27 protein-coding genes are annotated in these 25,397 nt (G+C 64.6%); 13 read left to right on the plus strand and 14 right to left on the minus strand.

The window, feature by feature from the left end; genetic code table 11:
- The first annotated feature begins 97 nt into the window (after nucleotides 1-97).
- The 5 genes from BG457_RS13460 (at nucleotide 98) to BG457_RS13480 (ending at nucleotide 5,394) form a co-directional block, all read left to right on the plus strand.
- Nucleotides 98-1,810: an ABC transporter substrate-binding protein gene (locus BG457_RS13460; RefSeq protein ID WP_071797673.1), complete on the plus strand. Its 1,713-nt coding sequence runs from the start codon at nucleotides 98-100 to the stop codon at nucleotides 1,808-1,810.
- A gap of 162 nt (nucleotides 1,811-1,972) precedes the next feature.
- Complete coding sequence (gene glpK, locus BG457_RS13465; protein ID WP_071797674.1) at nucleotides 1,973-3,460, plus strand: glycerol kinase GlpK; 1,488 nt, start codon at nucleotides 1,973-1,975, stop codon at nucleotides 3,458-3,460.
- 2 nt (nucleotides 3,461-3,462) lie between these two features.
- A complete protein-coding gene (locus tag BG457_RS13470; protein ID WP_071797675.1) occupies nucleotides 3,463-3,714 on the plus strand; it encodes a hypothetical protein in 252 nt (83 codons plus the stop codon).
- Between the two features lie 2 nt (nucleotides 3,715-3,716).
- Nucleotides 3,717-4,841: an iron-containing alcohol dehydrogenase gene (locus BG457_RS13475; RefSeq protein WP_071797676.1), complete on the plus strand. Its 1,125-nt coding sequence runs from the start codon at nucleotides 3,717-3,719 to the stop codon at nucleotides 4,839-4,841.
- A 325-nt stretch (nucleotides 4,842-5,166) separates the two neighbouring features.
- On the plus strand, nucleotides 5,167-5,394 hold the full coding sequence (locus BG457_RS13480) for a hypothetical protein (protein ID WP_071797677.1): 228 nt from the start codon (nucleotides 5,167-5,169) through the stop codon (nucleotides 5,392-5,394).
- 39 nt (nucleotides 5,395-5,433) lie between these two features.
- Here BG457_RS13480 and BG457_RS13485 read toward each other — a convergent pair whose 3' ends face one another.
- From BG457_RS13485 to regB, 9 genes are all read right to left on the minus strand, one after another.
- Nucleotides 5,434-5,886, minus strand: coding sequence for a hypothetical protein (locus BG457_RS13485; RefSeq protein ID WP_139257746.1), 453 nt, complete (start codon nucleotides 5,884-5,886; stop codon nucleotides 5,434-5,436).
- Between the two features lie 169 nt (nucleotides 5,887-6,055).
- On the minus strand, nucleotides 6,056-7,330 hold the full coding sequence (gene eno / locus BG457_RS13490) for a phosphopyruvate hydratase (RefSeq protein ID WP_071797679.1): 1,275 nt from the start codon (nucleotides 7,328-7,330) through the stop codon (nucleotides 6,056-6,058).
- 59 nt (nucleotides 7,331-7,389) lie between these two features.
- Complete coding sequence (locus tag BG457_RS13495) at nucleotides 7,390-8,253, minus strand: DMT family transporter (protein WP_071797680.1); 864 nt, start codon at nucleotides 8,251-8,253, stop codon at nucleotides 7,390-7,392.
- A gap of 115 nt (nucleotides 8,254-8,368) precedes the next feature.
- A complete protein-coding gene (locus tag BG457_RS13500; RefSeq protein WP_071797762.1) occupies nucleotides 8,369-9,157 on the minus strand; it encodes a cytochrome c1 in 789 nt (262 codons plus the stop codon).
- 23 nt (nucleotides 9,158-9,180) lie between these two features.
- The gene (locus BG457_RS13505; RefSeq protein WP_071797681.1) at nucleotides 9,181-10,533 is read right to left on the minus strand and encodes a cytochrome b; all 1,353 of its coding nucleotides are present in this window, start codon (nucleotides 10,531-10,533) and stop codon (nucleotides 9,181-9,183) included.
- A 14-nt stretch (nucleotides 10,534-10,547) separates the two neighbouring features.
- Complete coding sequence (gene petA / locus BG457_RS13510) at nucleotides 10,548-11,111, minus strand: ubiquinol-cytochrome c reductase iron-sulfur subunit (protein WP_071797763.1); 564 nt, start codon at nucleotides 11,109-11,111, stop codon at nucleotides 10,548-10,550.
- A 202-nt stretch (nucleotides 11,112-11,313) separates the two neighbouring features.
- Nucleotides 11,314-11,928, minus strand: coding sequence for a glutathione S-transferase (locus BG457_RS13515; protein ID WP_139257763.1), 615 nt, complete (start codon nucleotides 11,926-11,928; stop codon nucleotides 11,314-11,316).
- A gap of 5 nt (nucleotides 11,929-11,933) precedes the next feature.
- A complete protein-coding gene (locus BG457_RS13520; RefSeq protein ID WP_071797683.1) occupies nucleotides 11,934-12,218 on the minus strand; it encodes a hypothetical protein in 285 nt (94 codons plus the stop codon).
- A gap of 90 nt (nucleotides 12,219-12,308) precedes the next feature.
- Nucleotides 12,309-13,682, minus strand: coding sequence for a sensor histidine kinase RegB (regB, locus tag BG457_RS13525; RefSeq protein ID WP_071797684.1), 1,374 nt, complete (start codon nucleotides 13,680-13,682; stop codon nucleotides 12,309-12,311).
- Nucleotides 13,683-13,800: 118 nt separating this feature from the next.
- Between regB and BG457_RS13530 the strand changes: the two genes are divergently transcribed.
- From BG457_RS13530 to BG457_RS13540, 3 genes are all read left to right on the plus strand, one after another.
- Complete coding sequence (locus BG457_RS13530; RefSeq protein WP_071797764.1) at nucleotides 13,801-14,421, plus strand: SCO family protein; 621 nt, start codon at nucleotides 13,801-13,803, stop codon at nucleotides 14,419-14,421.
- Nucleotides 14,422-14,486: 65 nt separating this feature from the next.
- A complete protein-coding gene (locus tag BG457_RS13535; RefSeq protein ID WP_071797685.1) occupies nucleotides 14,487-15,044 on the plus strand; it encodes an ActR/PrrA/RegA family redox response regulator transcription factor in 558 nt (185 codons plus the stop codon).
- Between the two features lie 9 nt (nucleotides 15,045-15,053).
- On the plus strand, nucleotides 15,054-15,413 hold the full coding sequence (locus BG457_RS13540) for a hypothetical protein (protein ID WP_071797686.1): 360 nt from the start codon (nucleotides 15,054-15,056) through the stop codon (nucleotides 15,411-15,413).
- Nucleotides 15,414-15,445: 32 nt separating this feature from the next.
- Here the strand turns inward: BG457_RS13540 and BG457_RS13545 are convergent, their stop codons facing one another.
- Genes BG457_RS13545 through clpS form a run of 3 tightly spaced genes read right to left on the minus strand, consistent with a single transcriptional unit; the run spans nucleotide 15,446 to nucleotide 17,684 of the window.
- Entirely contained in the window at nucleotides 15,446-16,255 is an 810-nt protein-coding gene (locus BG457_RS13545) for an SDR family NAD(P)-dependent oxidoreductase (protein ID WP_071797687.1), read from the minus strand.
- A gap of 1 nt (nucleotide 16,256) precedes the next feature.
- Nucleotides 16,257-17,309, minus strand: a complete 1,053-nt coding sequence (locus tag BG457_RS13550; RefSeq protein ID WP_071797765.1) for a class I SAM-dependent methyltransferase — start codon at nucleotides 17,307-17,309, stop codon at nucleotides 16,257-16,259.
- A gap of 24 nt (nucleotides 17,310-17,333) precedes the next feature.
- Nucleotides 17,334-17,684, minus strand: coding sequence for an ATP-dependent Clp protease adapter ClpS (clpS, locus tag BG457_RS13555; RefSeq protein WP_071797688.1), 351 nt, complete (start codon nucleotides 17,682-17,684; stop codon nucleotides 17,334-17,336).
- Between the two features lie 123 nt (nucleotides 17,685-17,807).
- Here clpS and BG457_RS13560 point away from each other — a divergent pair, with 123 nt between their 5' ends.
- The 5 genes from BG457_RS13560 to BG457_RS13580 all read left to right on the plus strand — a co-directional run bounded on the left by BG457_RS13560 (nucleotide 17,808) and on the right by BG457_RS13580 (nucleotide 23,456).
- The gene (locus BG457_RS13560; protein ID WP_071797689.1) at nucleotides 17,808-18,512 is read left to right on the plus strand and encodes an HAD family hydrolase; all 705 of its coding nucleotides are present in this window, start codon (nucleotides 17,808-17,810) and stop codon (nucleotides 18,510-18,512) included.
- A gap of 80 nt (nucleotides 18,513-18,592) precedes the next feature.
- Entirely contained in the window at nucleotides 18,593-19,036 is a 444-nt protein-coding gene (locus tag BG457_RS13565) for a carboxymuconolactone decarboxylase family protein (protein ID WP_139257748.1), read from the plus strand.
- Between the two features lie 92 nt (nucleotides 19,037-19,128).
- A complete protein-coding gene (locus BG457_RS13570) occupies nucleotides 19,129-19,773 on the plus strand; it encodes a DUF2268 domain-containing putative Zn-dependent protease (RefSeq protein WP_071797766.1) in 645 nt (214 codons plus the stop codon).
- 274 nt (nucleotides 19,774-20,047) lie between these two features.
- Entirely contained in the window at nucleotides 20,048-22,096 is a 2,049-nt protein-coding gene (locus BG457_RS13575) for a D-alanyl-D-alanine carboxypeptidase family protein (protein ID WP_084657636.1), read from the plus strand.
- Between the two features lie 106 nt (nucleotides 22,097-22,202).
- Nucleotides 22,203-23,456: a DNA polymerase IV gene (locus BG457_RS13580; RefSeq protein WP_071797692.1), complete on the plus strand. Its 1,254-nt coding sequence runs from the start codon at nucleotides 22,203-22,205 to the stop codon at nucleotides 23,454-23,456.
- A 113-nt stretch (nucleotides 23,457-23,569) separates the two neighbouring features.
- Here BG457_RS13580 and BG457_RS13585 read toward each other — a convergent pair whose 3' ends face one another.
- Both BG457_RS13585 and BG457_RS13590 read right to left on the minus strand, forming a co-directional pair.
- Nucleotides 23,570-24,931 (minus strand): ammonium transporter, encoded by a 1,362-nt coding sequence (locus BG457_RS13585; protein ID WP_071797767.1) that lies wholly within the window; start codon nucleotides 24,929-24,931, stop codon nucleotides 23,570-23,572.
- A 37-nt stretch (nucleotides 24,932-24,968) separates the two neighbouring features.
- On the minus strand, nucleotides 24,969-25,307 hold the full coding sequence (locus BG457_RS13590) for a P-II family nitrogen regulator (protein ID WP_071797693.1): 339 nt from the start codon (nucleotides 25,305-25,307) through the stop codon (nucleotides 24,969-24,971).
- Nucleotides 25,308-25,397 lie beyond the last annotated feature (90 nt).

Here is a 25,397-nt window from a genome sequence, read left to right on the forward strand (position 1 = left end):
AGTGAGCGCGTGCCCGGAGCAACTGGGGGTGAGGCCCGAAAATCGCCCGGACACGCAGGACTGAAAACGACAGGTTCAATCCATGGGAGGATATAGCATGAACCGACTACTAAGGACATCAACCGCGCTCGCCTTGGCGCTCACAGTGATGGGAAACCCGGCCTTCGCCGATATGGACGCCGCCCGCGCGTTTCTTGATCAGCATATCGGCGACCTGTCCGCCCTGACCCGCGAGGAACAGGAAGCCGAGATGGAATGGTTCATCCAGGCCGCCGAACCGCTGCGGGGCATGAGCATCAATGTGGTGTCGGAAACCATCACCACCCATGAATGGGAATCCCGCGTCCTGGCCCCGGCCTTCAGCGCGATCACCGGCATCAATGTCACCCATACGCTGATTTCCGAAGGCGATGTGGTCGAGCGTCTGCAAACCCAGTTGCAGACCGGCGAAAACGTTTTTGACATGTATATCAACGATGCCGACCTGATCGGCACGCATTGGCGCTACCAGCAGACGCGCAACCTGACCGACTGGATGGAAGGCGAGGGCGCGGCCTTCACCAACCCCAATCTGGATCTGGATGACTTCATCGGCATCTCGATGGGCATGGGCCCGGATGGCAAACTGTATCAGTTGCCGGTCCAGCAATTCGCCAATCTCTACTGGTTCCGCCATGACTGGTTCTCGGATCCCGAGATTCAGGCCGAATTCGAAGCGGAATACGGCTATCCGCTGGGCGTTCCGGTCAACTGGTCGGCCTATGAGGATATCGCCGCCTTCTTCACCGGCCGCGAAATCGACGGCGTGACGGTCTATGGCCATATGGATTACGGTCGCCGTGACCCCTCGCTTGGCTGGCGCTTCACCGATGCGTGGCTGTCGATGGCCGGTGCCTCTGATCTGGGCCTGCCCAATGGCGTTCCGGTCGATGAATGGGGCATCCGCGTGGACGAAAACTTCCGCCCGGTCGGCTCGTGCATGTCGCGCGGCGGGGCCACCAACAGCCCGGCAGCTGTCTATTCGATCGAGAAATATGTGGACTGGCTCAACAACTATGCCCCGCCCGCAGCCACCGGCATGAACTTCTCCGAAGCAGGGCCGATCCCGGCACAGGGCAATGTCGCCCAGCAGATCTTCTGGTACACCGCTTTCACCGCCGATATGGTGGCCGATGATCTGCCGGTGATGAACGAGGATGGCACGCCGAAATGGCGCATGGCCCCCAGCCCGCATGGCAGCTACTGGCAAGAGGGCATGAAGGTCGGCTATCAGGATGCGGGCTCGGTCACGCTCCTGGAATCGACCCCAGTGGACCGGTCGCAGGCCGCATGGCTCTATGGCCAGTTCATCGCTTCCAAGACCGTCGATGTCGCGAAGTCCCATTACGGTCTGACCTTCATCCGCGAATCCACCATCCAGCATGACAGCTTCACCGAACGCGCACCGCGGCTGGGTGGCCTCGTCGAATTCTACCGCTCGCCCGAGCGCGAACTCTGGACCGATACCGGCTTCAACGTGCCCGATTACCCGCGTCTGGCGCAGCTGTGGTGGCAGAATATCGGCGATGCCTCCTCAGGGCTGCGCAGCGCGCAGGAAGTGATGGATTCGCTCTGCGATCAGCAGGATGCCATCATGGCCCGGATCGAGCGCTCCGGCGTTCAGGGCGATGTGGGTCCGATGCTCAACGAGATGCGCGACGATGAATACTGGCTGTCGCAACCCGGTGCGCCCTGGCCGAAGCTCGACGATGAAAAAGGCGAGCCGATCACCATCGCCTATGAAGAGCTGATCCGGCGCTGGACCGAGTGACCCTCCGTGTCAGGGCCGCGCACCATTGCGGCCCTGACCGACTTCAGGCGAAGCAGGCTCAGGACTGCTTCGCCCTTTTTATGACTGGACGACGGCCCGACAGAGCCGCATGACTTGCCATAGCAGACCCCGGACAGGGGGCAGAGGACCGGGAGGAGAAAGATGGGCCATATTCTGGCGCTCGATCAGGGCACGACCTCAAGCCGCGGGATTGTCTTTGACGCGAAGATGACGATCAAATCCATCGCGCAAGAGGAATTTCCCCAAGCCTATCCCCAATCGGGCTGGGTCGAGCATGATCCCTCTGACCTCTGGGCCACCACTGCCGCCACCGCCCGCGCCGCGATCGAGAAAGCGGGGCTTTCGGCGCGCGAGATCGCGGCCATCGGCATCACCAACCAGCGCGAAACCACGCTGGTCTGGGACCGCAAGACCGGCAAGCCCATTCATAACGCGATTGTCTGGCAGGACCGCCGCACCGCCGATTTCTGCGCACAACTGCGCGCAGATGGCCAGGAGCCGATGATCACCGCCCGCACCGGGCTGCTGGCGGATCCGTATTTCTCGGCCACCAAGCTGAAATACATCCTCGACACGGTTGACGGTGCCCGCGACCGCGCCAAACGCGGCGAACTGGCCTTTGGAACGGTCGATACCTGGCTGATCTGGAACCTGACCGGCGGCCGGGTGCATGCCACCGACGCCACCAATGCCGCGCGGACCATGCTCTATGACATCCACAAGGGCCGCTGGAGCCAGACCATCTGCGACCTCTTTGATATCCCCCGCGAAATGCTGCCCGAAGTGCGCGATTGCGCTGCAGATTTCGGGCATACCCGCGCCGATCTCTTCGGCCATGAAATCCCCATTCTCGGCGTTGCGGGAGATCAGCAGGCCGCGACCATCGGCCAGGCCTGCTTCACCCCCGGCATGATGAAATCGACCTATGGCACCGGCTGTTTCGCGGTGCTGAACACCGGCGAAACCCCGGTCGCCTCGACCAATAAACTGCTCACGACCATCGCCTACCAGCTTGACGGCCAACCCACCTATGCGCTCGAAGGCTCGATCTTCATCGCCGGTGCCGTGGTGCAATGGCTGCGCGACGGGCTGAAAGTGATCCGCGCCGCCCCAGAGACGCAAGGCTTGGCCGAACAGGCCGACCCAAGCCAGGATCTGATCCTTGTGCCCGCTTTCGTGGGTCTCGGTGCACCCTATTGGAAGCCCGAAGCACGCGGCGCCATCTTCGGGATGACCCGCAATTCCGGCCCCGCCGAATTTGCCCGCGCCGCGCTGGAATCGGTCGGCTACCAGACCCGCGACCTGCTGGAAGCCATGCAGGCCGACTGGACCCGCGCGGGCGCGCAACCCAGCTTGCGCGTCGATGGTGGCATGGCCGCGAATGACTATGCGATGCAATTCCTGTCCGACATCATCGGCGCACCCGTGGACCGCCCGCAAGTGCTGGAAACCACGGCGCTGGGCGCGGCATGGCTTGCGGGCCAGCGCGCGGGCGTCTGGCCGGGAATGCAGGATTTCGCAAAGGGCTGGGCCGTCGAGCGCCAGTTCAACGCCCGGATGGACGATGCCAGCCGCGCCCAGCGCTACGCCCGCTGGAAACGCGCGGTGAATGCCGTGCTGGGCGTCTGAGCATGACCCCTTTCGCCTTCGCCACCGCCAGCACCATCCGCTTCGGGCGCGGCGCCTTCCGCGATCTGCCCGGCCACGCGGCAGGGCAGGGGCAGCGCGTCCTGCTGCTGCGCTCGGCCTCGGCCGCGCGGGCCGTGGATCTGGCGTGCGCGCTGCTGGGCCTGACCGCACGCGGCGACCCCGACCTGCCCGCCAGCCGCAATCAGCGCGACGCCCGCTGGAAACGCGCGGTGAATGCCGTGCCGGGCGTCTGAGCATGACCCCTTTCGCCTTCGCCACTGCCAGCACCATCCGTTTCGGGCGCGGCGCCTTCCGCGATCTGCCCGGCCATGCGGCGGGGCAGGGGAAGCGCGTCCTGCTGCTGCGCTCGGCCTCGGTCGGGCAGGCAGAGGATCTGGCGTGTGCGCTGCGCAAGACCGGCGCGGTTCTGGAGCTGACCGCACGCGGCGAACCCGACCTGCCCGCCATCGAGGCCAATCTGGCGCTGGCCCGCCCCTTCGCGCCCGATCTTGTCATCGCGCTGGGCGGCGGGGCCGTGATCGACCATGGCAAGGCGCTTGCCGCCCTCATCCCCGCCCCGCATGGGGCGCTGCGCTATCTCGAAGTGGTGGGCGAGGGCCAGCCGCTGGATGCACCCCCGCTGCCGCTGATCGCCATTCCCACCACCGCAGGCACCGGGGCCGAGGCCACCCGCAACGCCGTCATTCAGGTGCCGCAGGCGCGGCGCAAGGTCAGCCTGCGCGACCCGCGCCTCTATCCGACCCTCGCGCTGGTCGATCCGGAACTGTGCCTTTCCTGCCCGAAACCGGTCATTCTGGCCTCGGGGCTGGATGCGATCACGCAGGTGATCGAGCCCTTCATCTGCGCCTGCGCCAATCCGCTGACCGATGCGCTCTGCCGCGAGGCGATCCCGCGCGGCCTGTCGGCCCTGCGCAGGCTGATGGATCAGGGCGATACCGGCGCATGGGATGACATGGCCCTGACCAGCCTTTGCGGCGGGATCGCGCTGGCCAATGCGGGCCTCGGCGCAGTGCATGGTTTCGCGGGCGTGATCGGCGGGCAGACCGGCGCGGCGCATGGCGCCATATGCGGCGCCTTGCTCGCGCCCGTGCTCTTGGCCAATCAGCGCGCCACCGCCCCGGACAGTCCCGCACGCGCTCGCATCACCTGGGTTCTGGACCAGATCAGCGCCGAATATGGCAGCCTGACAGAGTTCCGCGACTGGAGCGCCGGTCACGGCCTGCCACGGCTCGCCGCGCTGGGCGTCGCGCCCGAAGATCATGCGGCGCTCGCGCAAGAGGCGCGTCTCTCCTCCTCCTACAAAGCCAATCCGGTCGATCTGCCGCTCTCCGACCTGATCGGCATCCTGCAATCTGCCTGAGCCTGCCGCCGTGCCACGCTCCTGCGACACAGCCCCCGACAGCCCCGCGCATGCGCATCACCTAGGTTCTGGACCAGATCAGCGCCGAATATGGCAGCCTGACAGAGTTCCGCGACTGGAGCACCGGTCACGGCCTGCCACGGCGCGCCGCGCTGGGCGTCGCGCCCGAAGATCATGCGGCGCTCGCGCAAGAAGCGCGTCTGTCCTCCTCCTACAAAGCCAATCCGGTCGATCTGGACCTGTCCGACCTGATCGGCATTCTGCAATCCGCCTGAGCCTGCCGCCGTGCCACGCCCCCGCGACACAGCCCCCGACAGCCCCGCGCATGCGCATCGCCTGGATTCTCGACCAGATTGCAGCCGAACTTGGCGACCTGCAGGCGTTCCGCGACTGGAGCGCCGGTCACGGCCTGCCACGGCGCGCCGCGCTGGGCGTCGCACCCGAAGATCATGCGGTGCTCGCGCAGGAAGCGCGTCTCTCCTCCTCCTGCTGCAAAGTCAATCCGGTCGATCTGCCGCTTTCCGACCTGACCCGCATTCTGCAATCCGCCTGAGCCTGCCGCCGCGCCATGCCGCCGCGGTACAGGCGGCGGTCACAGCACCTTGTCGATCATCGCCTGTGCATTGTCATCCGCGCCTGACCCAAGCCCGCCCAGCGTGGTGTAGACTGTCTGTGCCGCCATGTCCTCGGTTGCGACAGCTTCGTCCGCGTTTTGCGTGACCGCACCGGGTGCTGTCACGCCGTCACTGTCTGCGGGCGCGGGGGTTTCGGGCGCCCCGCGCGTTTCCCGCATATGCTGCAGGACATTCACCTCGAAAGCGGGCGGCGGACCGACCAGCCGCGCGCGTTTGTCCTGCGGGGGCGGAAGCACATGGCGCGCCAGCGCGGGCATGCTTTCTCCCTTACGCATCTGCTGCACGGCCACCGCCGTGACCGGCTTGGTCGCGGCCAGGTCATTCGATACCGGGGGCGGTGCCGTCGCAACCCCGGATTTCTGATAGACCGGGATGCTATGCGGTGATGACATGATCGGGAATCCAGACATGGCGGCCCCCACCTCCTGACAAGATAGCCTGCTCCGGGACCAAGAATGCCCGCGCTCTCCTAAGAAACCTTTAACCGCGCCCCGCGGCGGCCCGGTAGTTGCATTCAATTTGAATGAAAAACGGCCCGCATCCGGGGATGCGGGCCGCAAGAAATCCGAAATCAGCCGTTCAGCGCAGGATCGAGCGCCCGGCGAAAACCGCCGTCTCGCCCAAGCCTTCCTCGATGCGGATCAACTGGTTGTATTTCGCCAGCCGGTCAGACCGCGCCAGCGAGCCGGTCTTGATCTGCCCGCAATTCGTGGCCACCGCCAGATCGGCGATCGTCGCATCCTCGGTCTCGCCGGAGCGGTGCGACATCACGCAGCTCATCCGCGCGCGATGCGCCATATCCACAGCCGCCAGCGTCTCGGTCAGCGTGCCGATCTGGTTGACCTTGACCAGCAGGCTGTTGCCGCAGCCCTGCGCGATCCCGTCGGCCAGACGCGCCGGGTTGGTCACGAACAGATCGTCGCCCACCAACTGGCATTTGTCGCCCATCAGCGTGGTCAGCTTGGCCCAGCCGTCCCAGTCATCCTCGGCCATGCCATCCTCGATGCTGATAATCGGATAATCCTTGACCAGCCCCATCAGATAAGAGGCATTCTCGTCGCGCGTCATCACCGCGCCTTCGCCCGTCATGTGATATTTGCCATCGCGGTAATATTCGGTCGCGGCGCAATCCAGCGCCAGCGCGATATCCTCGCCGGGGCGGTAGCCTGCCTTTTCGATGGATTTCAGGATGAAATCCAGCGCGTCGCGGGTCGAAGACAGGTTCGGCGCAAAGCCGCCCTCATCGCCGATGCCCGTGGACAGCCCCGCCGCGGACAATTCCTTTTTCAGCGTGTGGAAGACCTCTGCGCCCATGCGCACCGCCTCACGGATACTCGTGGCGGCCACCGGCATGATCATGAATTCCTGAATATCAATCGGGTTATCGGCATGCTCGCCGCCGTTGATGATATTCATCATCGGCACCGGCAGGGTGCGCGCCGAAGTGCCGCCGACATAGCGATAAAGCGGCTGGCCGGTATATTCCGCAGCCGCCTTGGCCACAGCCAGCGACACGCCCAGAATCGCATTCGCGCCCAGACGACCCTTGTTCGTGGTGCCATCAAGCTCGATCATCGCGCCGTCAATCGCCACCTGCTCGGTGGCGTCAAAGCCCACCAGCGCCTCGGCCAATTCGCCATTCACGGCAGCGACGGCTTCCAGCACACCCTTGCCCATATAGCGCGCCTTGTCGCCATCGCGTTTTTCGACCGCCTCATGCGCCCCGGTCGAGGCCCCCGAGGGCACAGCCGCGCGCCCCATCGTGCCGTCTTCAAGGATGACATCCACCTCGACCGTCGGGTTGCCCCGGCTGTCCAGAATCTCGCGGCCGATAATATCGATGATGGTGCTCATACGCCTGTCCCTTCGCGTGGTGCAATTACAGGCTCTATAGCGCTCATCCGCCGCAGATTCTAGGCTACTTTGCGCTCGCGCCAGAGCGTGAACAGCCCCGCGCAGATAATTATGCCCGCGCCAGTCAGGGTCAGCCCGTCCGGGCGCTCGCCAAAGACCAGAACCGCGATGATCAGCGCAAACAGCATCCGCGTGTAGCGAAACGGCGTGACGAAGGACAATTCGCCGATCCGCATCGCCGCGACGATCCCGTAATAGGCGAAAACCCCGATGCCCAGCGCCGAACCCAGCTTGACGATCTGCGCCAGATCCAGCCCCACCGGGGCCTCGCCCATCGCCAGCATCAGAAAGACGCCTGCCGGGATCATCATGAAAAATGCCCATGTCGAGAGCTGATAGCTGGAAATGGCACGCGGCACGGCGCGCGTGGCCAGATCGCGCCCGGCCAGCCCCAGCACCCCGATCACCGCGAGGATGCTCGCAGGCTCAAACCCGGCCATGCCGGGGCGCACGATCAGCAGGACGCCGAGGAACCCCGCGAAAATCGCGCTCCAGCGCCGCCAGCCGACCTTCTCGCCGAAAAACACCACCGCGCCCAGTGTCACCATCAGCGGCGTGGCCTGCAGGATGGCAGAGGCCGTGGCAAGGCTTGCCAGCACGAAACCCAGCACGAATCCCACAGTGCCGATCATCTCGGCCAGATTGCGGATCAGGATGGTACGCGACAGCAGCGCAGGCGAGAGCACCGGCTGCCCCTTGCGATGCGCGATGAGGCCGAAGGCGACAGCCCCGCCCAGCCCCAGCAGAACGAGGATCTGCCCGACCGGCACGGTATCAGCCAGAAGCTTGATGAACATGTCTTCCAGCGCAAAACCGGCCATGGCCAGCGATATCAGAATGGCACCGCGCAGATTGTCGGACATGGGGCAGGGGTCTTTCACAGGTTAACTAGCCGCAGGGCTATCCTGAACACCCGACCTTGAAAAGCGAAAAGCGCGCCTTTGCGGGGCGCGCTTTCCAGTCGATCTGCAAGACGGGTCAGTCTTTCTTGGCCGCCGCCTTGACCGGGGCCCAAAGCTGCTTGTTGGTCAGGTACAACAGCGCCGCCAGCACCGACAGGAAGATCACACCGACAAAGCCCGCGCGCTTGCGCTCCATCAGCTTCGGCTCTGCTGTCCACATCAGGAAGGCCGCGACATCCACCGCCATCTGCTCTTTGGTGGCAGATGTCCCATCGGCATAGACCAGCATGTCTTCGAACAGGACCGGGTTCATCGATACCCAGCCATCATAGGCCTTGTTGTAATAGAAGGTCGATCCGGCCTGAATCTCTTCCTCGCCAGTATAGCCCAGCAGGAAAGAGGCGATATATTCCGCCCCGCCCAGACCCCGGAACAACTGGTTCAGACCCAGCCCATAGGGGCCTTCAAAACCGACACGGGCCTTGGCCATCAGGCTCAGATCCGGTGCGCCCTCGAATTGCGATTCGGGGAAATGGTCGGGGCCGGTCGCTGTGCGCCAGTCGCGCAGCTCATTGTCCCAGACCTCGTACATTTCCGCGAAAGCGCGCATCTGGTCTTCGGGCAGTTGCGGGCCGTTGCGATCCGACAGTGTGCGGAAGGGCACGAATTGCAGACCGTGGCAGGCCGCGCAGACCTCGTGATAGACCTGCAAGCCGCGCTGAAGCTGGTTGCGGTCATAGGTGCCGAACGGGCCCTCGAAGGTGAAGCTGAAATCGGTGATTTCGCCCAATCCCCCGGCCGACAGGGCCGGGGTAGCTGCGAGGGTTGCCGCCGTGAGTGCGGAAGCAGCGAGTTTTCTGAACATCATGTCTCTCCTGTTTTCCGTGTTCACTCAGCCGGGATCGGCTCTGCCGAGGGGCCATCATCGCCCGAGGTTTTCTTCTTCAGCCCAGCCTTGAAGTCTTCCTCGATCGTCGCAGGCTGCGGCAGCGGTTTCTCGATCACACCCAGAATGGGCAGGATGACCAGGAAATACGCGAACCAATAGGCCGTGCCGATCAGCGCGATGGTGGTGTAGATACCTTCCGCCGGCATGGCACCTGCCCACATCAGCACGAAGAAATCCACCACCAGCAGCCAGAACCACCATTTGAACATCGGGCGATAGCGGCCAGACCGTACCGAAGACGTGTCCAGCCAGGGCACCAGCGCCATGACGAAGATGGCGGCAAACATGGCCAGCACCCCGAAGAAGGCCGCGTCCACGATCCCGAAGGTCAGCCAGTTGGCCGCGATCACCACCCAGACATCGGCGGTAAAGGCGCGCAGGATCGCGTAGAAGGGCAGGAAGTACCATTCGGGCACGATATGCGAGGGCGTCACCAGCGGGTTGGCCTCGATATAGTTATCGGCATGGCCCAGATAGCCGGGCATGAAACCCACCAGCGCCCAGAACAGCGCAAGGATCACCGCCAGCGCGAACAGATCCTTGATCACGAAATAGGGCCAGAAAGGCAGCGTGTCCTTCTCGGCTTCCTCTTTCGAGCCACGGCGCACATCCACCCCGGTCGGGTTGTTATTGCCCGTGGTGTGGAAGGCCCAGACATGCAGGATCGTCAGACCCAGGATCACAAAGGGCAGCAGGTAATGCAGCGAGAAGAAGCGCGTCAGGGTTGCATTGCCCACCGCAGGCCCGCCCAGCAGCCAGGTCTGCAGCGCCTCACCGATACCGGGGATGGCCCCGAAGAGACCAGTGATCACGGTCGCACCCCAGAAGGACATCTGCCCCCAGGGCAGCACATAGCCCATGAAGGCGGTGGCCATCATCAGCAGATAGATCAGCATGCCGATGATCCAGGTGATCTCGCGCGGCGTCTTGTAGCTGCCGTAATAGAGGCCCCGGAAAATATGGATATAGACAGCGGCGAAGAACAGCATCGCGCCGTTCTGATGCAGATAGCGCAGCATATGCCCGCCATTCACATTGCGCATGATATGCTCGACACTTGCAAAGGCCATGCTGGCATCGGGCGTGTAATGCATCACCAGAACAATGCCGGTGACGATCTGCAGGATCAGACAGAACATCAGCACGATGCCCCAGATCCACATCCAGTTCAGGTTCTTGGGGGTCGGGATCATGATCGTGTCATAGATCAGACCGATAATCGGAAGCCGCCGATGGACCCACTTTTCAGCGTTGGTCTTGGGCTCGTAATGATCGTGAGGAATACCAGACATCTAACGCGCCTCCCTTAGCCGAGCTGAATCGTGGTGTCGTCGACAAAGGCCGCGACCGGAATATGCATGTTCTCGGGCGCGGGACCGCGACGGATACGCCCTGCCGTGTCATAATGCGACCCGTGGCAGGGGCAGAACCAGGCGTTGAAATCGCCCGCGCCATTGCCCAGCGGCACACAGCCCAGATGGGTGCAGACCCCGATCATGACCAGCCACTCACCCTCGTCATCCAGCGTGCGGTTCTCGTCGGATGCGTCCGTCCCCGGCTTGTTGGGATTGCGCGAGTCGCGGTCAATGCTCAACTCCCCCAGGCTGACCGAACGGGCATCCTCGATCTCTTCGGCCGTGCGGCGACGGATGAAGACCGGCTTGCCAAGGAAGTTCACAGTCAACTGGCCGCCCGGTTCCAGCCCGCCGACATCGACAAAGATCGATGACAGCGCCTGAACATCGGCCGAAGGGTTCATCTGATTGACCAGCGGCCAGACAGCGGCGCCAGCCGTGACCACACCGGCGCCGGCTGTGGCATAATAGATGAAATCCCTGCGGGTGGCGTCGTGGTCTTCAGAGTGGGACACGAGCATTCTCCCTTTTCAGTGGGTACGAGGCTGCAATTGGTGATCCGGCCACGGTAAACCGCAGCCTCTCAAAGCGGGTATTTAGCGGGGAAAGCCAAGCCCGTCTAGCCGCGAATCCGGGATATGGTGTCGCAGTTTGCCATAATTTCAGTGGTTTTCCGGCGGCTGCGCCGCATTGCAGCAGCGTCAGCGCAAACAGCGCTTACGCTGCTGGTGGCCGTGTCTGGCGCAGGCTCTCGCGCGCATCCATCTTCGCAAACCATGCCGCAAGGGCCGGGCGCGTGGCCCGCCAGTCGCGTGCCCCATGGCGCAGATCCAGATAGCCCAGCGCACAGGCCAGCGCGATCTGCCCGAGGCACAGCGGCCCGGCCAGATAAGCCATCCAGCGCTCCTCGACCACATCCAGCGCCCGCGCGATCTTGGCCCATTGCCCCTCGACAAAGGGCGCGAAACGCAGCTCTTCAGGGCGCAGCCGCGCCTCATAGACCATCAGCAGCGCAGCATCGAGCATCCCGTCCGCGGTGGCTTCCAGCACCAGCGCATCCCATCTGCGCGCGCCCTCGGGCAGGAAGCCCGACCCGGCCCGCGCATCCAGATACTGACAGATCACCCGGCTGTCATAGAGCGCCGCACCATCGCCGCGTGTCAGCGTGGGCACCTTGCCCAGCGGATTGGCCGCGACCGGCGCGTTTCCTGCATCCAGCGGCGTGCCAGAGGCATTCTCGACAATCGTGATCTGATCCAGAATCCCGGCCTCATGCGCCAGCACCATCACCTTGCGCACATAGGGCGAGCTATGGCTGTGATAGAGCGTCAGCCCGCTCATACGCGGCGCATCCGCAGCCGCCCCAGGGCGCTGGCGTCAATCTCGAAGCCCGGCCCGTTCACGCCCAGACGCACCACCCGACGGAAGCGCAGCGCGCCGTTTACCTGCTCGCGGTCGCGCGGACGATGCGCGCTGATCCCCTCGGCCATCTCGTCAAACGCGTCCTCAATCTTCTGATCCGTGCGTCCGGGCTGGATCTGGCGCGCAACAGCATAGCCTGCCAGCGCAACCGCGCCATATTTCGCCGCCATCACGGCAATCGGTGCCAGGGGAAGGGCCATCTCTCTCTGCCTCGCGCAAGCTTTGCTGTTGCAGGAAAGATAGCAAAGCCCCGGCATTTGTCCATTCACCTTTGCGCAGGCCCCACCCCCTCAAGGGGGCAGCAGCATATTCTCCCCCAGGGGCGCGGCAGGATCGACCACAATGCGCTCCAGCGGCCAGACCACGGTGATCTGCGCGCCCCCCAGCGTGTCATCCCCCCGCGCCTCGGCATTGCTGAACTCCAGCACCGCGCCCGAGCGCTCCAGCAGCGTCTTGGCAATGAACAGCCCCAGCCCCATCCCCTCATAGCCCGGACGCCGACGGGTGCCGGTAGGGTCACGCCGCCGCCGGATGAACGGCTCGCCGATATAGCCGATAAGCTGCGGCGGAAATCCCGGCCCGTCATCGCTGATGCGCAGGCTCAGATGCCGGTCGGTCCAGCGCGCCTGTACCGCGACCTTGGCCTGCGCAAAATCAACCGCATTCTGGATCAGGTTGCGCAGCCCGTGGATGATCTCGGGGCGGCGCAGGATCACCGGCTGTTCCTCGGCGCCGCCGGGGCCCGGCGCGATGCGGAACTGCACCGCCTTGCCCCGCGCCAGATGCGGCTCCGCGGCCTCTTGCAGCACCGCCTCGACCGGCGCGCGGCGCAGATGCAGGTCATCCTTGCCCGCCCGCCCCATCGAGCGCAGGATATCGCGGCAGCGATCCGCCTGCTCGCGCAGGATCCGCGCATCCTCGGCCAGATCGGGCCGGTCCTGTACCTCTTCCGCCAGTTCCGCCGCGATCAGCTTGATCGTCGCCAGCGGCGTGCCCAATTCATGCGCCGCCGCCGCCACCACGCCGCCCAGATCGGTCAGCTTCTGCTCGCGCGACAGCGCCATCTGCGCGGCCAGCAGCGCATTCGCGAGCGACGTGCCCTCGGTGACAATCCGATGCGCGTAAAAGGCCTGAAACAGGATGCCGATGACAATCGCCGCCCAGAAACCAAAGGCAAAAAGCGCGGGCACACTCAGCACCGTACCATCGGCAAAGCGCAGCGGCTGGTAGCTGAAGGCAATCAGCGTCACCAGCGCAATCGCGATCAGCGAGAGGATCAGTGCCGAACGCGGCCGCAGCGCCATGGCCGCGACCGCGACCGGGGCAAGGATCAGCAGGCTGAACGGATTGGTGATCCCGCCGGTCAGATACAAAAGACAGACCAGCAGCGCGATATCGAAGAGAAAGGTCAGAAAGGCCTCGGCCTCCGACAGCCGCTTGGTCTGCGGAAACAGCATCAGCGAGGACAGGACCGACAGCCCCGCAGCCCCCACCACCAGCCCCACCAGCGCCACATCGAAGCGCAGCCCGAAATGAAAATGCGCTACCAGCAGCGCCGCCACCTGCCCGCTCAGCGCCAGCATCCGCACATAGGTCATCGTGCGCAGCCGCACCCAGTCGCCGCGATGGTCCTGCGAGATCTCGCCAAAGGCGGGCGTGGTCATCGGCTTGGCCCTCCGCTTGCCGCAACAGGGACGAGTTGTCACAGTTGCGCTATACGGGATTGTTAGGGCGCGACCCTTGCGGCATCAAGGCCGCATCCGCGCAACCAGAGAGAAGTTCATGATTCGCCTCTATTCAATTCTGGCCCTCGGCTTCATCGCGGCCCTTCTGGGCGGCTTGGGCTATATGGTGTTTCAGGGCCAGCGGAGCGGCGATTTCGCGCAATGCCGGGGCACGTCGATCTCGGGCGGGGCAGGGGCCATCGGCGGGCCGTTCGAACTGGTGGATCACACCGGCCGCAGCGTGACCGAGGCCGATTTCACTGATCGTCCGGTGCTTTTGTATTTCGGCTATACTTTCTGCCCCGATGTCTGCCCGCTGGATACGGCGCGCAATGCGCAAGTCGTCGATCTGCTGGCCGAACGCGGGCTGAAAGTGACGCCCGTCTTCATCTCGGTCGATCACGAGCGCGACACGCAAGAGGCGCTGGCCGAATTCGTCCGCTTCATGCATCCCGAGATGATCGGCCTGACCGGCACCGAAGAGCAGATCCGCAAGGCCGCGCAGGCCTACCGCGTCTATTTCGCGCGGCAGGAAAGCGATGACAGCTTCTTCCTGATCGACCATTCCACCTTCAGCTACTTCCTGCTGCCCGAACATGGCTTCGTCGATGTCATCCGCCGCGACCAGCCCCCCGAAGCCGTGGCCGACACGCTGGCCTGTTTCATCAACAATGCCTGAGGTGAATGCCAAATTGACCTTTTTCGCGCCGCGCTCTACCAATAAATAAGAAAGTGAGAGCGCAGATGGACACAGACCAGCTTCCCGATCTCGGCCCCGACCCCTCGCTTCTGCTGGTGGATGATGACGAGGTGTTCCTCAAACGCCTCGCCCGCGCGATGGAACGGCGCGGCTTCGCAGTCGAGACCGCCGCTTCCGTCCTCGCGGGCAAGGCCGTCGCCAAGGCCCGCCCGCCCGCCTATGCGGTGATCGATCTGCGGCTCGAAGATGGCAACGGGCTCGATGTCGTCGAAACCCTGCGCGCGGCGCGCGAAGATGCCCGCATCGTCGTGCTGACCGGCTATGGCGCCATCGCGACCGCTGTGGCCGCCGTGAAGATCGGCGCGACCGATTATATCTCGAAACCCGCCGATGCCGATGATGTGGTGCGCGCGCTGCTCGCGAGCGATGCCGACCCGCTGCCCGAGCCGCCCGAAAACCCGATGTCCGCCGACCGCGTGCGCTGGGAACATATCCAGCGGGTGTTCGAGCAATGCGACCGCAATGTCTCGGAAACCGCGCGCCGCCTGTCGATGCATCGCCGCACGCTGCAACGCATCCTTGCCAAACGCTCGCCGCGCTGAGCCCCGCCCATGCGCCTGATCGCCCTGCCAGTCCTGCTTGTTCTCGCAGCCTGCGCCAGCCCGCAGCAAAGCTGCATCCGTGCCGCCGGGGCCGAACTGCGCGCGATGGATGCGCAGATCGCCGAAAGCGAAGCGGCGCTGCGCCGGGGCTACCGCGTGACAGAGGCGACCGAGGGGCGCACCACGCTCAATATCTGCGCCTGGCCGCGCGAGCCGGTGCTGTTCTGCACCACCCATACGCCCGGCACCCGCGCGACCCGCACCGAGGTGCTGCCCGCCGCCGAAGAAGCCCGCCTTCTGGAACTGCGCCGCGAACGCGCGCGGCTTGCGGCTGTGACCGCCGAGCGGGTCGCCGCCTGTCCCGCGTAGGGTGCGTGCTCAGCACGCACCCTACCTCACCCTCAATGCGCAGGCACCGCCACCGGGTCCAAGAGCGTGCGCCCGCCATCAATGGTGATGATCTGCCCGGTCATGAAAGCCGCCGCATCCGAGGCCAGAAACTGCACCGCTTCCGCCGCCTCTGACGCCGCCCCGATCCGCCCCATCGGCGTCTGCCGCAGGATCATGTCGCGATAATCATCATGCGCCTGCATCTGGTCTTTCAGATTGGCGCTCATCACCGATCCCAGCGCCACGCCATTGATGCGGATCCGGTGCTTCGCAAAAGCCACCGCCATCGAGCGCGTCATCTGATCCAGCGCCGCCGAAGCGATGGAATAGGCCATCAGCTCCGGCTGCGTGCGCCGCGCCGCAATCGACGAGAGGTTGATGATCGAGCCAATCGCATTGCGCCGCTCCGCCGAGCCTTCGGCCTGCGCAATCATCCGCTTCGCCACCACCTGCGACAGTTTCAGGCTCGACAGAAGGTTCTGCTGCAAGGCCTCATGCACGGCCTCGCTCTGGTCATCCAGCGGATCCGACACGATGCATGACCGCGTCGCATTCACCAGAATATCCACGCTGTCATAGGCATCGACCGTGGCCGAAATCAGATTGGCCACTGTCAGCCGTTCGCGCAGATCACCGGCGAAGAAAATCGCATGCTCATCAGGGCCCGACAGCGTGGCGATCTCGGATTTCAGCTTTGACTCGTCGCGATCCGCCAGCACCACATTGGCGCCCTGACCCACGAAATGCCGCGCAATCGCAAGGCCCACACCATTGGCGGCCCCGGTCACGATGGCGGTCTTGCCTGCGATGGAATAGCTCATCTCACCTGTCCTTCCCTTGCCGGGCCCGGGTCACGCTCTGCGCGGATTTGCGCGGGCCGCTCGCTTGCCAGACGCGGAAAGCGGGGGTCTCTTCCAGCACATCGACCCGCGCGAAATGTCGCGCCAGCGTATCAGCATAGGGCAGATGACGATTGGCCACCATCCAGAGCGTGCCGCGCGTGCCCAGCATCCGCGCCGCATTGGCGATGAAGGCAAGCCCCAGCGCCGGCTGCGGGCTGCGCCCGGTATGGAAGGGCGGGTTCATCACGATCCCGCCCAGCGAGACCGGCAGCGCGCATGTCGTCGCATCCGCCCAGTGAAACTGCGCCCGCGCATCCGCGATATTGACCCGCGCCAGTTCCAGCGCCTGTGCCTCTGCCTCGATCAGATGCATCTCGCCCAGACCCTTGCGCGCCAGACAGGCCGCCGAGAGATAGCCCCAGCCCGCCCCCAGATCGCCCATGCGCTCGGGCAGGGTCTCGGGCAGGGCGCGCGCCAGCAGGGCCGAGCCCGGATCCGCCCCATCGGCGGAAAACACCCCCGGCAGCGTCCGGAATGCGCCCAGATCCGGGTCCGTCACTGTCGCGGGCCGCGCCGCCCAGTCGCTGAAATCCGCATCCCCCGGCGCGAACCAGCAAAGCTTGCCATGCGCTTTCGAGATCGGCTCTGCCACATCCACCCGCGCGCGCAGCGCTTTCAGAACGGCTTCCACCCCGTCGGTTTTCTGCCCGTCCACCAGCACCAGCCGCGCGCCCTGCGCCACAGCTTCCGCGATCAGCGCCAGCCCCTCGGCCTTGGCGCGCGGCAGGCAGATCAGTGCCACCGGGGCCGGAGCCGACACAATGCCCACCTGCCAGCCCATCTGCGCGAAAGCGTCATGATCGGGGCGAAACCCCTGCACCATCCGCACGCGGGCCGCATCGAGCAGCGAGAAATCTTCGCCCGCGCGCGGACGGTAGACCGAAATCGCGCCGTCGGGCAGCACCAGCCCGCCGTCAAGGGCCAGTGCAAGCCGCGCCGCGCGCGGGGCGGGATCATGATAGATCACAGTCATCGGGGTCATGAGAGGCGCGCGCGCCTATTCCTTTTCCAGCGTGCATTGCAGCGGATGTTGATGGCGCCGCGCAAAATCCATCACCTGCGCGACCTTGGTTTCGGCGACCTCATACGAGAAGACGCCGACAACAGCCACCCCTTTCTTGTGCACGGTCAGCATGATGTCAAACGCCATCGCATGCGACATGCCGAAAAACCGCTCCAGCACATGCACGACGAATTCCATCGGCGTATAGTCGTCATTCAGCAGCATCACCTTGTACATTGGCGGGCGCTGCGTCCGCGTCTTGGTCTTGGTGACGACCGCGCCATCATTCTGCGGCCCCTTGGGGTCACGGTCAGACAGGGTAGGGGCGGTCAGGGTGCGTGTCATGGACGATAGGTTTCCGCGACTGGGGTTTCTGCGACTGGAATTGCAAGCTTCCCTGCAATATAGCGTAACCCAGCCGCCTGAAAAGACCTGTCTGCACGGACAATCCCGCGAAAGACCGTCCCCATGACCCGCATCACCACGATCGGCTTCGATGCAGATGACACGCTCTGGCACAATGAGCGCTTCTTCCGCATGACGCAGGATCATTTCGCGACCCTGCTGGCCGATTACACCGACCGCGACACGCTGATGGCGCGGCTTCTCGATGCCGAGCGGCGCAATCTGGGCCAGTATGGCTTTGGTGTGAAGGGATTCGTGCTCTCGATGATCGAAACCGCCATCGAGGTGACGGAAGAGCGCGTGCCCGCCAGCGTGATCGCCGAACTGCTAGCCGCCGGGCAGGAGATGCTGCGCCACCCGATCGAGTTGCTGCCTCATGCGCTCGACGCGATTGCCACCCTCGCCCCCTCGCACCGGCTGGTCCTGATCACCAAGGGCGATCTGCTGGATCAGGAACGCAAGCTCGCGCAATCGGGCTTAGGCGAGATGTTCGATGCGGTCGAGATCGTCTCGGACAAGACCCCGCCCATCTATGCCGGGATCTTCGCGCGTCATGGCGAGGGGCCGGAAGCGGCGCTGATGGTGGGCAATTCCATGCGCTCGGATGTGATCCCGCCGATCATGGCGGGCGGCTGGGGCGTGCATGTGCCGCATGGGCTGGAATGGGAAATCGAACAGGCCGAAGCCCCGGTCCAGCATCCGCGTTTCCGCCAACTGGCCGATCTGGGCGAATTGCCCGATCTGATCGGCTGGATCGATGGCAGCTGACCCCCCGACGCTGCGGCACGCTTTACGGGCTATGCGCCACCGGCTACACCCGGCAGCAGATAGCAAGCGGAGGGCGGCATTTGTCCGGCAGAATGAACTATTTCCACGCCTCACCCATGGCCACCAAGGCCATGATGGATCTGGATGCGGCCACCAAATCCGTATCGCTTCCCGACGCATTGTGCGAACTTGTCAAGCTGCGGGTCTCGCAGATCAATGGCTGTGCCTTCTGCCTGAACCTGCATGCGCCCGCAGCGCGCGAGGCAGGGCTCTCCCAGCAGAAGCTCGATGTTCTGGCCGCATGGCGCGAAAGCCCCGCCTTCGACGCCAAAGAGCGCGCCGCACTCGCCTGGGCCGAGGCCCTGACCCGGCTGGAAGCGACCGGGGCGCCGGATGCGGATTACGCGCTACTGGCAGCGGCCTTTGACGAGCGCGAGCGGGTTGAACTGACCCTTGTCATCACGACGATAAATGCCTGGAACCGCTTCGCCGTGGGCTTCCGCGCCCAGCATCCTGTCGGTTAGGCGCAATTTCAGAAACGCCGGGACACTTCAGCAGGCAGGGCGCTGGCCAAAGCCCCTTGCCGCCATCACGACGAGATGTGATGGTCCCTGTCATGCCGAAACTGACCCTTCATTTCATGAATGCGCGCGGCCAGCTTTCGGGTTTGACCGACTGGCTGACCGAGTGCCTGAACACCGCCTTCGTGGCATCGGCAGCCTTGCTGCCCCTGCGCGACACTGACGTGATCGTCAAAGCAGGCCAGGATGTCATCCCCGAGAAAGGGCATCTGGGCTATGCGCCCGAGCAGGGGCTGATCCATGTCACTGTTGACCCGGATCACCCTTCGCTGCGGGACAACCCGGCCCTGTCGCTCGAAAGGATGCTGGCCCATGAGTTGCATCATTCCGCGCGATGGGACGGGCCGGGATATGGCAGGACGCTGGGCGAGGCGCTGGTCTCGGAAGGTCTTGCAGGGCATTTCGCGCAGGAAGTGTTCAACGGGCCGCCCGAGCCATGGGAAAGCCTGCAGCATTCGGTGCTGCGCCAGCATCTCCCCAAGGCGCTGCGGGACTGGCGCCATACCGGATACAGCCATAGTGCGTGGTTTTTCGGAACAACCGCGCGGCCAAGATGGCTGGGCTACTCTCTGGGCTATCAGATGGTGTCGCATTACCTGACCGCGCATCCCGATGCGCGCGCCTCCACACTGGTTCATGCCGAAGCAGAGATGTTTCTGCCCTCTCTCCAGAGAATCTGACCAGCAGCCCCCACATCAGCCCCTTCCCGCCGATGGTCCACCACCCCCCGAAGCCCTGTCCCGGCCTGCCGCGACCCCATGCGGGCCTATCTGGTAGTCGCCCCGCGCCGCGACGCTAGAACTTGCGCCAAACCGCATGAGGAAATCGCCGAAACGCTCTGAAAATTCATACTTTTCCTGATCTGCCTCTCATGCTACCTTAAGGTTGAGCAGTTGACCCGCACCAAAAAAATCAGCGGGCAAAACACAGAGGCACGGAATGCAGGCGCACCCTATGCGAGCGATTCGCCATGCCTTGGCGATAGTGTCGATCTTCTGCGCGGTGGCCCTCGCAGGGACAGCGCAGGCTGCGCCCTATGCCGCTTTCGTGATGGATGCCCGCAATGGCGAGGTGATCTTCGCGCGCAACCATGACACCCGCCTGCACCCCGCCTCGCTGACCAAGATGATGACGCTCTATGTCGCTTTTGAAGCGATCAAGCATGGCGAGGTCACGCTGGACACGCAGTTCACCGTCAGCCGCCGCGCCACAGGCACCTCCTGCGTCTGTCTCGGGCTGCGCCCCGGCCAGCGCATTTCGCTGCGCTATCTCTTGCGCGCCGCCGCCCTGCGCTCGGCCAATGATGCCAGCGTCGTCATCGCCGAAGGCATTTCCGGTTCGGTCGAGGCTTTCGCCGAACGCATGACCCGCACCGCCCGCGCCATGGGCATGTCGAACACCACTTTCCGCAATCCCCACGGCCTGACCCAATCCGGCCATGTCTCGACCGCGCGCGACATGAGCATTCTCGGCCGCCAGCTCTATTTCGACTATCCGCAATATTACAACATGTTCTCGCGCCGCAGCGATGATGCGGGCGTGGCCCATGTCCCCAATACCAACCGCCGCTTTCTGGACGCCTATCAGGGCGCGGATGGTATCAAGACCGGCTATACCATCGCCGCAGGCTTCAACCTGACCGCCTCGGCCCAGCGCGGCGGCAAGCATATCATCGCGACCATGTTCGGCGGTACCTCGACCGCGCAGCGCAATGCGCATGTGGCGGAACTTCTCGATATCGGCTTCAGCCGCGCGCCCAATCGCGTCGCCACCCGCGCCCCGCGCACACCGCCTTATCAGGGGCGCGGCGCGGTCGCCGTCGCCTCTGCGCCCAGCAGTTCCGGTACTGACGCCGCCGAAAGCGGCGGTTCGGCCAAGACGATCCGCCTGCAAATGGCGGTGCGCAAAAGCCCGCGTCCGACCCCGCGCCCCACCCGCGCCCCGGCAGAGGAATTGCTGCTGGCCGTGCGCGAAAGCGTCGATACCACCGTGGCCGCGCTCGCCACGCCAGAGGCGCAGCACGCCCCCGATGCGCTGCCAGTCACACCACCCCCGCGCGAGACCGCCGCCCTGTCCGTGCCAGAGCCCGCGCCGGAAGACCAGCTTGACCTCGCCATGGCCGCAGGGTTTTCCGTGGTGGCCCCGGAAGAGCTTGCCGCGCTGACCGAAGACGAGACGGCCACGGATGACGCACCTGCCGAGACCACGGCCGGCGCGGTCGCAGAGGCCATTGCCGAAGCCATTGCTGCGACCGAGGCCGCGCCCGAACCCGTCACCGAACAGGCCCGCGTGCCCCCCATGCCGCGCCCCGAGAACCTGTCCCGGCCCGCATCCGCGCTGGCCGAAGCCGCGTCGCCCGCGCCGGAGGAAGCCCCGGCCCCGGAAACCGCGCTGGCGATGGCTTCCGAGGCCACGGATGCGGCCACGGATGCGGCAACCGCCGAAACAGAGATGCTCTGGATCGGCTCTGCCGAAACGATCCTTGGCGACCCGCTGTCTGCGGGTGAGCCGATCGAGCTTGCGACCCCGCTCGAAGACGGCCCCGATCCCGACAGCGCGACCGAAATGGCGCAGGTACTGCCCGCCCGCCTGACCGTCGCTCCCGAGAAACCCGCTGCACCTGCCGCCAATCCCGGTATCATCCTGACCAGCCGCGACATGGATGCGCGGGACTCGGCTGAACGTCAGGCCATCGCCGCTGTGGTCGAAGCCCATGTCGAGCAGAGCGACAGTGCCGGGCGGGTGATCAGCCTCTCCACTTCGGATACCGGACGGCTCTGGGGGGTGTCGCTGGGGCAGTTCAATTCCCGCGCCGCCGCCGAGCGCAGCCTGATCACGGTCAAGATGGCCGAAGCCGCCGCGCTGGGCAATGGCGTCAGCCGCATCCGCCAGACCAGCGGGCGGTTCGAGGCCAGTTTCGCCGGTCTCACCCAATCTGAGGCCGAACGCGCCTGCCTGCGCCTCTCCGCGCGGGCGATGGATTGCGCCGTGGCCCATCCCTGAGGAAAGCCGGACGGGGGGCTTCGCCGCCCAACCCTTCCCCGCCGACTGTCACTTCGGCCTCTGAAACCGATAGCCAGACCGGGGGCAGACGCGCTATCACCGCGCCATGCCTGCGCTCTGCCGTGACTGCCTGACCCGATTTCCCGCCGGGCCGCGTTGCCCCTCCTGCCACTCGCCCCGCGTCGTGGCCGATGCGGAACTGTTCGATCTGACGATTGCGCATATGGATTGCGACGCCTTCTATGCCAGTGTCGAGAAACGCGACAATCCGGCCCTGCGCGACAAGCCGGTGATCGTGGGCGGCGGGCATCGCGGCGTCGTCACCACGGCCTGCTATATCGCGCGCATCCATGGCGTGCGCTCGGCCATGCCCATGTATCGGGCGCTGCAACTCTGCCCCGAAGCCGTGGTGGTGCCGCCCCGGTTCGACGCCTATACCGCCGCCTCGCGCGAGATCCGCGCGATGATGGAGGAGATGACCCCCGCCATCGAGCCGCTGTCGCTCGATGAGGCCTTCCTTGACCTCACCGGCACCGCGCGGCTGCACCATGCGCCGCCTGCGGTGATGCTGGCAAAGCTGCTACAGCGAATGGAACGCGACTTGCGGCTCTCGGGCTCGGTGGGCCTGTCACATAACAAGTTTCTGGCCAAGATCGCCTCGGATCTCGACAAACCACGCGGCTTTTCGGTGATCAATCGCGCGGATACGGCGGAATTTCTGCGCGGCAAACCGGTCAGCCTGATCTGGGGCGTGGGCGCGGCCAGCCGGGCGCAGCTCGAAGCCGCAGGCATCCGTGTGATCGACGATCTGCTGCGCTGGGACCAGTCAGAACTGGTGGCGCGGTTCGGCAGCATGGGCACCCGGCTCTGGCATCTGGCGCGCGGCGAGGATGCGCGGCCGGTCGCCCCCGACCGAGGGGTGAAATCCATCTCCAGGGAAACCACTTTTGACGCGGATCTGCGCGACCCCGATCTGCTGGAGGGGCATCTGTGGCGGCTGGCCGATCAGGTCTCGGGCCGCGCCAAGGCCAAAGGGCTGGCGGGGCGCGTGGTCACGCTGAAACTCAAGCGCGGCGATCACCGCATCCTGACGCGGCGCCGCGCGCTCGATGCGCCCACCGCGCTGGCTGATGTGATCTGGCGCAATGCCGGGCCGCTGCTGGCGCAGACCATGACCGCTGCGCCCTTCCGGCTGATCGGGGTGGGGCTCTCCGATCTCACCCCGGATGCAGGCCCCGGCTTCAGCCCCGATCTGCTCGACCCGCAGGCCGCGCGCCGCGCCGAGGCCGAACAGGCGATGGACCGCCTGCGCGCCCGCTTCGGCCCCGATGCGGTGATCAAGGGGCGGTCGCTGCGCTGATTGGGGGCGTAGGGTGCGTGGCTCCGCACGCACCCTACCTACCCCGAACACATCCCCCCAATAGCAAAAGGCCCCGCGCGATGCGGGGCCTTTCAACACAGTCTCGAAACAGATCAGGTGTTGCCGAATTCGGGATAGGCTTCCATCCCCATCTCGGTCTTGTCCAGACCCGTGACCTGATCCTCGTCGCTGACACGGATCCCCATGACCGCTTTCAGGATCAGCCAGACCACCAGCGAGGCGGCGAACATGAAAGCCCCGATCAGCGCCATGCCGACAAACTGCGTGCCGAAGCTGGCATCGCTATTGGTCAGCGGCACAGCCATCGTGCCCCAGAGCCCGGCAAACAGGTGAACCGGGATCGCACCGACCACATCGTCGATCTTCAGCTTGTCCAGGAGCGGCACGGTAAAGACTACGATCACGCCACCCACAGCCCCGATCAGGGTCGCAGCTCCCAGCGAAGGCGTCAGTGGTTCTGCCGTGATCGAGACCAGACCGGCCAGCGCGCCGTTCAGCACCATGGTCAGGTCAGGCTTCTTGTAGAGCACCGTCGACAGGATCAGCGCCGCAACAGCCCCGCCCGAAGCGGCCGTGTTGGTATTGGCAAAGATCCGGCTCACATCGGCCACATCCGAGATCGTGCCCATGGCAAGCTGCGAGCCGCCATTGAAGCCGAACCAGCCCAGCCACAGGATGAACATGCCCAGCGTGGCCAGCGGCAGGTTCGACCCCGGCATGACCGTGATCTTGCCGTCCTTGCCATATTTGCCATAGCGTGCACCCAGCACCAGCACCCCGGCCAATGCGGCCCAGCCCCCAGCAGCATGCACGATCGACGAGCCAGCAAAGTCAGAGAAGCCCATCTCGTCCAGGAAGCCTTCGCCCCAGCTCCAGGAGGCCTGAATCGGGTAGATGATACCGGTCAGGATCACGACGAAGATCAGGAAGGGCCAGAGCTTGATGCGCTCGGCCACAGCCCCCGACACGATCGAGGCGACCGCCGCACAGAACATCAGCTGGAAGATGAAATCCGAACCGATCGAGGCATATTCGACATCATCGACATCGGCGAGTTCAACGCCCACAGGCTCCAGCACGGTCGGCGAAATGCCCCCCAGCCAGCCCTCGATCACCCAGTCGCCCGGATACATCAGGTTGAAGCCGACAATGAAATAGGCAATCGCGGCCAGCGAGAACAGCGCCACATTCTTGGTGGCCTGCATGGTCGCGTTCTTCGAGCGCACCAGACCCGTTTCCAGCATGCAGAAACCGGCAGCCATGAAGAAGACCAGAAAGCCCCCGATCAGGAACAGGAGCGAATTCATGATGAATACCATCTCGGTATTCAGCGCGGCCACCGTCTCCAGCACATCCGGGGCGGCCTCGGCCACGGCTTCGGCCTCCTGCGCCATCCCCAGCGTGGGCAGCGCCACTGCAAGGGCCGCAAGCGGAAGTATCTTCTTGAGTTGCATCAGCATTTGTCCTTCTTGAGTTTGTCCCGCCAGGGTTTCAGAGCGCGTCATCACCGGTTTCCCCTGTGCGCACGCGCGTCGCCGCTTCCAGATCCAGCACGAAGATCTTGCCGTCCCCGATCTTGTCGGTCCGTGCCGTTTTCTGCAGGGTCTCGACCACCTGATCGACCATGCCATCTGACACACCGATCTCCAGCCGCAGCTTGGGCACGAAGTTCACCGCATATTCCGCACCGCGATAAATTTCAGTATGGCCGGATTGCGCACCGAAACCCTTGATTTCAGTGACCATCATGCCGCGTACCCCGATGGCAGTCAGGGCTTCGCGGACTTCCTCAAGCTTGAACGGTTTAATAGCCGCTATGATGTATTTCACAGGTTGTCCCCTTTCTTCAGAGCGAGAGTCATCTCAGACCGCACGCCGTCATCAGGGGTTTCCTGCGCCCGAGTCTCAATCTTTTGCCGC

The sequence above is a fragment of the Natronohydrobacter thiooxidans genome, assembly GCF_001884735.1.
Taxonomy (GTDB): domain Bacteria; phylum Pseudomonadota; class Alphaproteobacteria; order Rhodobacterales; family Rhodobacteraceae; genus Roseinatronobacter; species Roseinatronobacter thiooxidans_A.

Bases quoted from the DNA above. Each gene is read 5' to 3' on its own strand.
- BG457_RS13460 (WP_071797673.1), top strand. From the start codon at position 98: ATGAACCGACTACTAAGGACATCAACCGCGCTCGCCTTGGCGCTCACA.
- glpK (WP_071797674.1), top strand. From the start codon at position 1,973: ATGGGCCATATTCTGGCGCTCGATCAGGGCACGACCTCAAGCCGCGGG.
- BG457_RS13470 (WP_071797675.1), top strand. From the start codon at position 3,463: ATGACCCCTTTCGCCTTCGCCACCGCCAGCACCATCCGCTTCGGGCGC.
- BG457_RS13475 (WP_071797676.1), top strand. From the start codon at position 3,717: ATGACCCCTTTCGCCTTCGCCACTGCCAGCACCATCCGTTTCGGGCGC.
- BG457_RS13480 (WP_071797677.1), top strand. From the start codon at position 5,167: ATGCGCATCGCCTGGATTCTCGACCAGATTGCAGCCGAACTTGGCGAC.
- BG457_RS13485 (WP_139257746.1), bottom strand. From the start codon at position 5,886: ATGTCTGGATTCCCGATCATGTCATCACCGCATAGCATCCCGGTCTAT.
- eno (WP_071797679.1), bottom strand. From the start codon at position 7,330: ATGAGCACCATCATCGATATTATCGGCCGCGAGATTCTGGACAGCCGG.
- BG457_RS13495 (WP_071797680.1), bottom strand. From the start codon at position 8,253: ATGTCCGACAATCTGCGCGGTGCCATTCTGATATCGCTGGCCATGGCC.
- BG457_RS13500 (WP_071797762.1), bottom strand. From the start codon at position 9,157: ATGTTCAGAAAACTCGCTGCTTCCGCACTCACGGCGGCAACCCTCGCA.
- BG457_RS13505 (WP_071797681.1), bottom strand. From the start codon at position 10,533: ATGTCTGGTATTCCTCACGATCATTACGAGCCCAAGACCAACGCTGAA.
- BG457_RS13520 (WP_071797683.1), bottom strand. From the start codon at position 12,218: ATGGCCCTTCCCCTGGCACCGATTGCCGTGATGGCGGCGAAATATGGC.
- regB (WP_071797684.1), bottom strand. From the start codon at position 13,682: ATGACCACGCCCGCCTTTGGCGAGATCTCGCAGGACCATCGCGGCGAC.
- BG457_RS13530 (WP_071797764.1), top strand. From the start codon at position 13,801: ATGATTCGCCTCTATTCAATTCTGGCCCTCGGCTTCATCGCGGCCCTT.
- BG457_RS13535 (WP_071797685.1), top strand. From the start codon at position 14,487: ATGGACACAGACCAGCTTCCCGATCTCGGCCCCGACCCCTCGCTTCTG.
- BG457_RS13540 (WP_071797686.1), top strand. From the start codon at position 15,054: ATGCGCCTGATCGCCCTGCCAGTCCTGCTTGTTCTCGCAGCCTGCGCC.
- BG457_RS13545 (WP_071797687.1), bottom strand. From the start codon at position 16,255: ATGAGCTATTCCATCGCAGGCAAGACCGCCATCGTGACCGGGGCCGCC.
- BG457_RS13550 (WP_071797765.1), bottom strand. From the start codon at position 17,309: ATGACTGTGATCTATCATGATCCCGCCCCGCGCGCGGCGCGGCTTGCA.
- clpS (WP_071797688.1), bottom strand. From the start codon at position 17,684: ATGACACGCACCCTGACCGCCCCTACCCTGTCTGACCGTGACCCCAAG.
- BG457_RS13560 (WP_071797689.1), top strand. From the start codon at position 17,808: ATGACCCGCATCACCACGATCGGCTTCGATGCAGATGACACGCTCTGG.
- BG457_RS13570 (WP_071797766.1), top strand. From the start codon at position 19,129: ATGCCGAAACTGACCCTTCATTTCATGAATGCGCGCGGCCAGCTTTCG.
- BG457_RS13575 (WP_084657636.1), top strand. From the start codon at position 20,048: ATGCGAGCGATTCGCCATGCCTTGGCGATAGTGTCGATCTTCTGCGCG.
- BG457_RS13580 (WP_071797692.1), top strand. From the start codon at position 22,203: ATGCCTGCGCTCTGCCGTGACTGCCTGACCCGATTTCCCGCCGGGCCG.
- BG457_RS13585 (WP_071797767.1), bottom strand. From the start codon at position 24,931: ATGCAACTCAAGAAGATACTTCCGCTTGCGGCCCTTGCAGTGGCGCTG.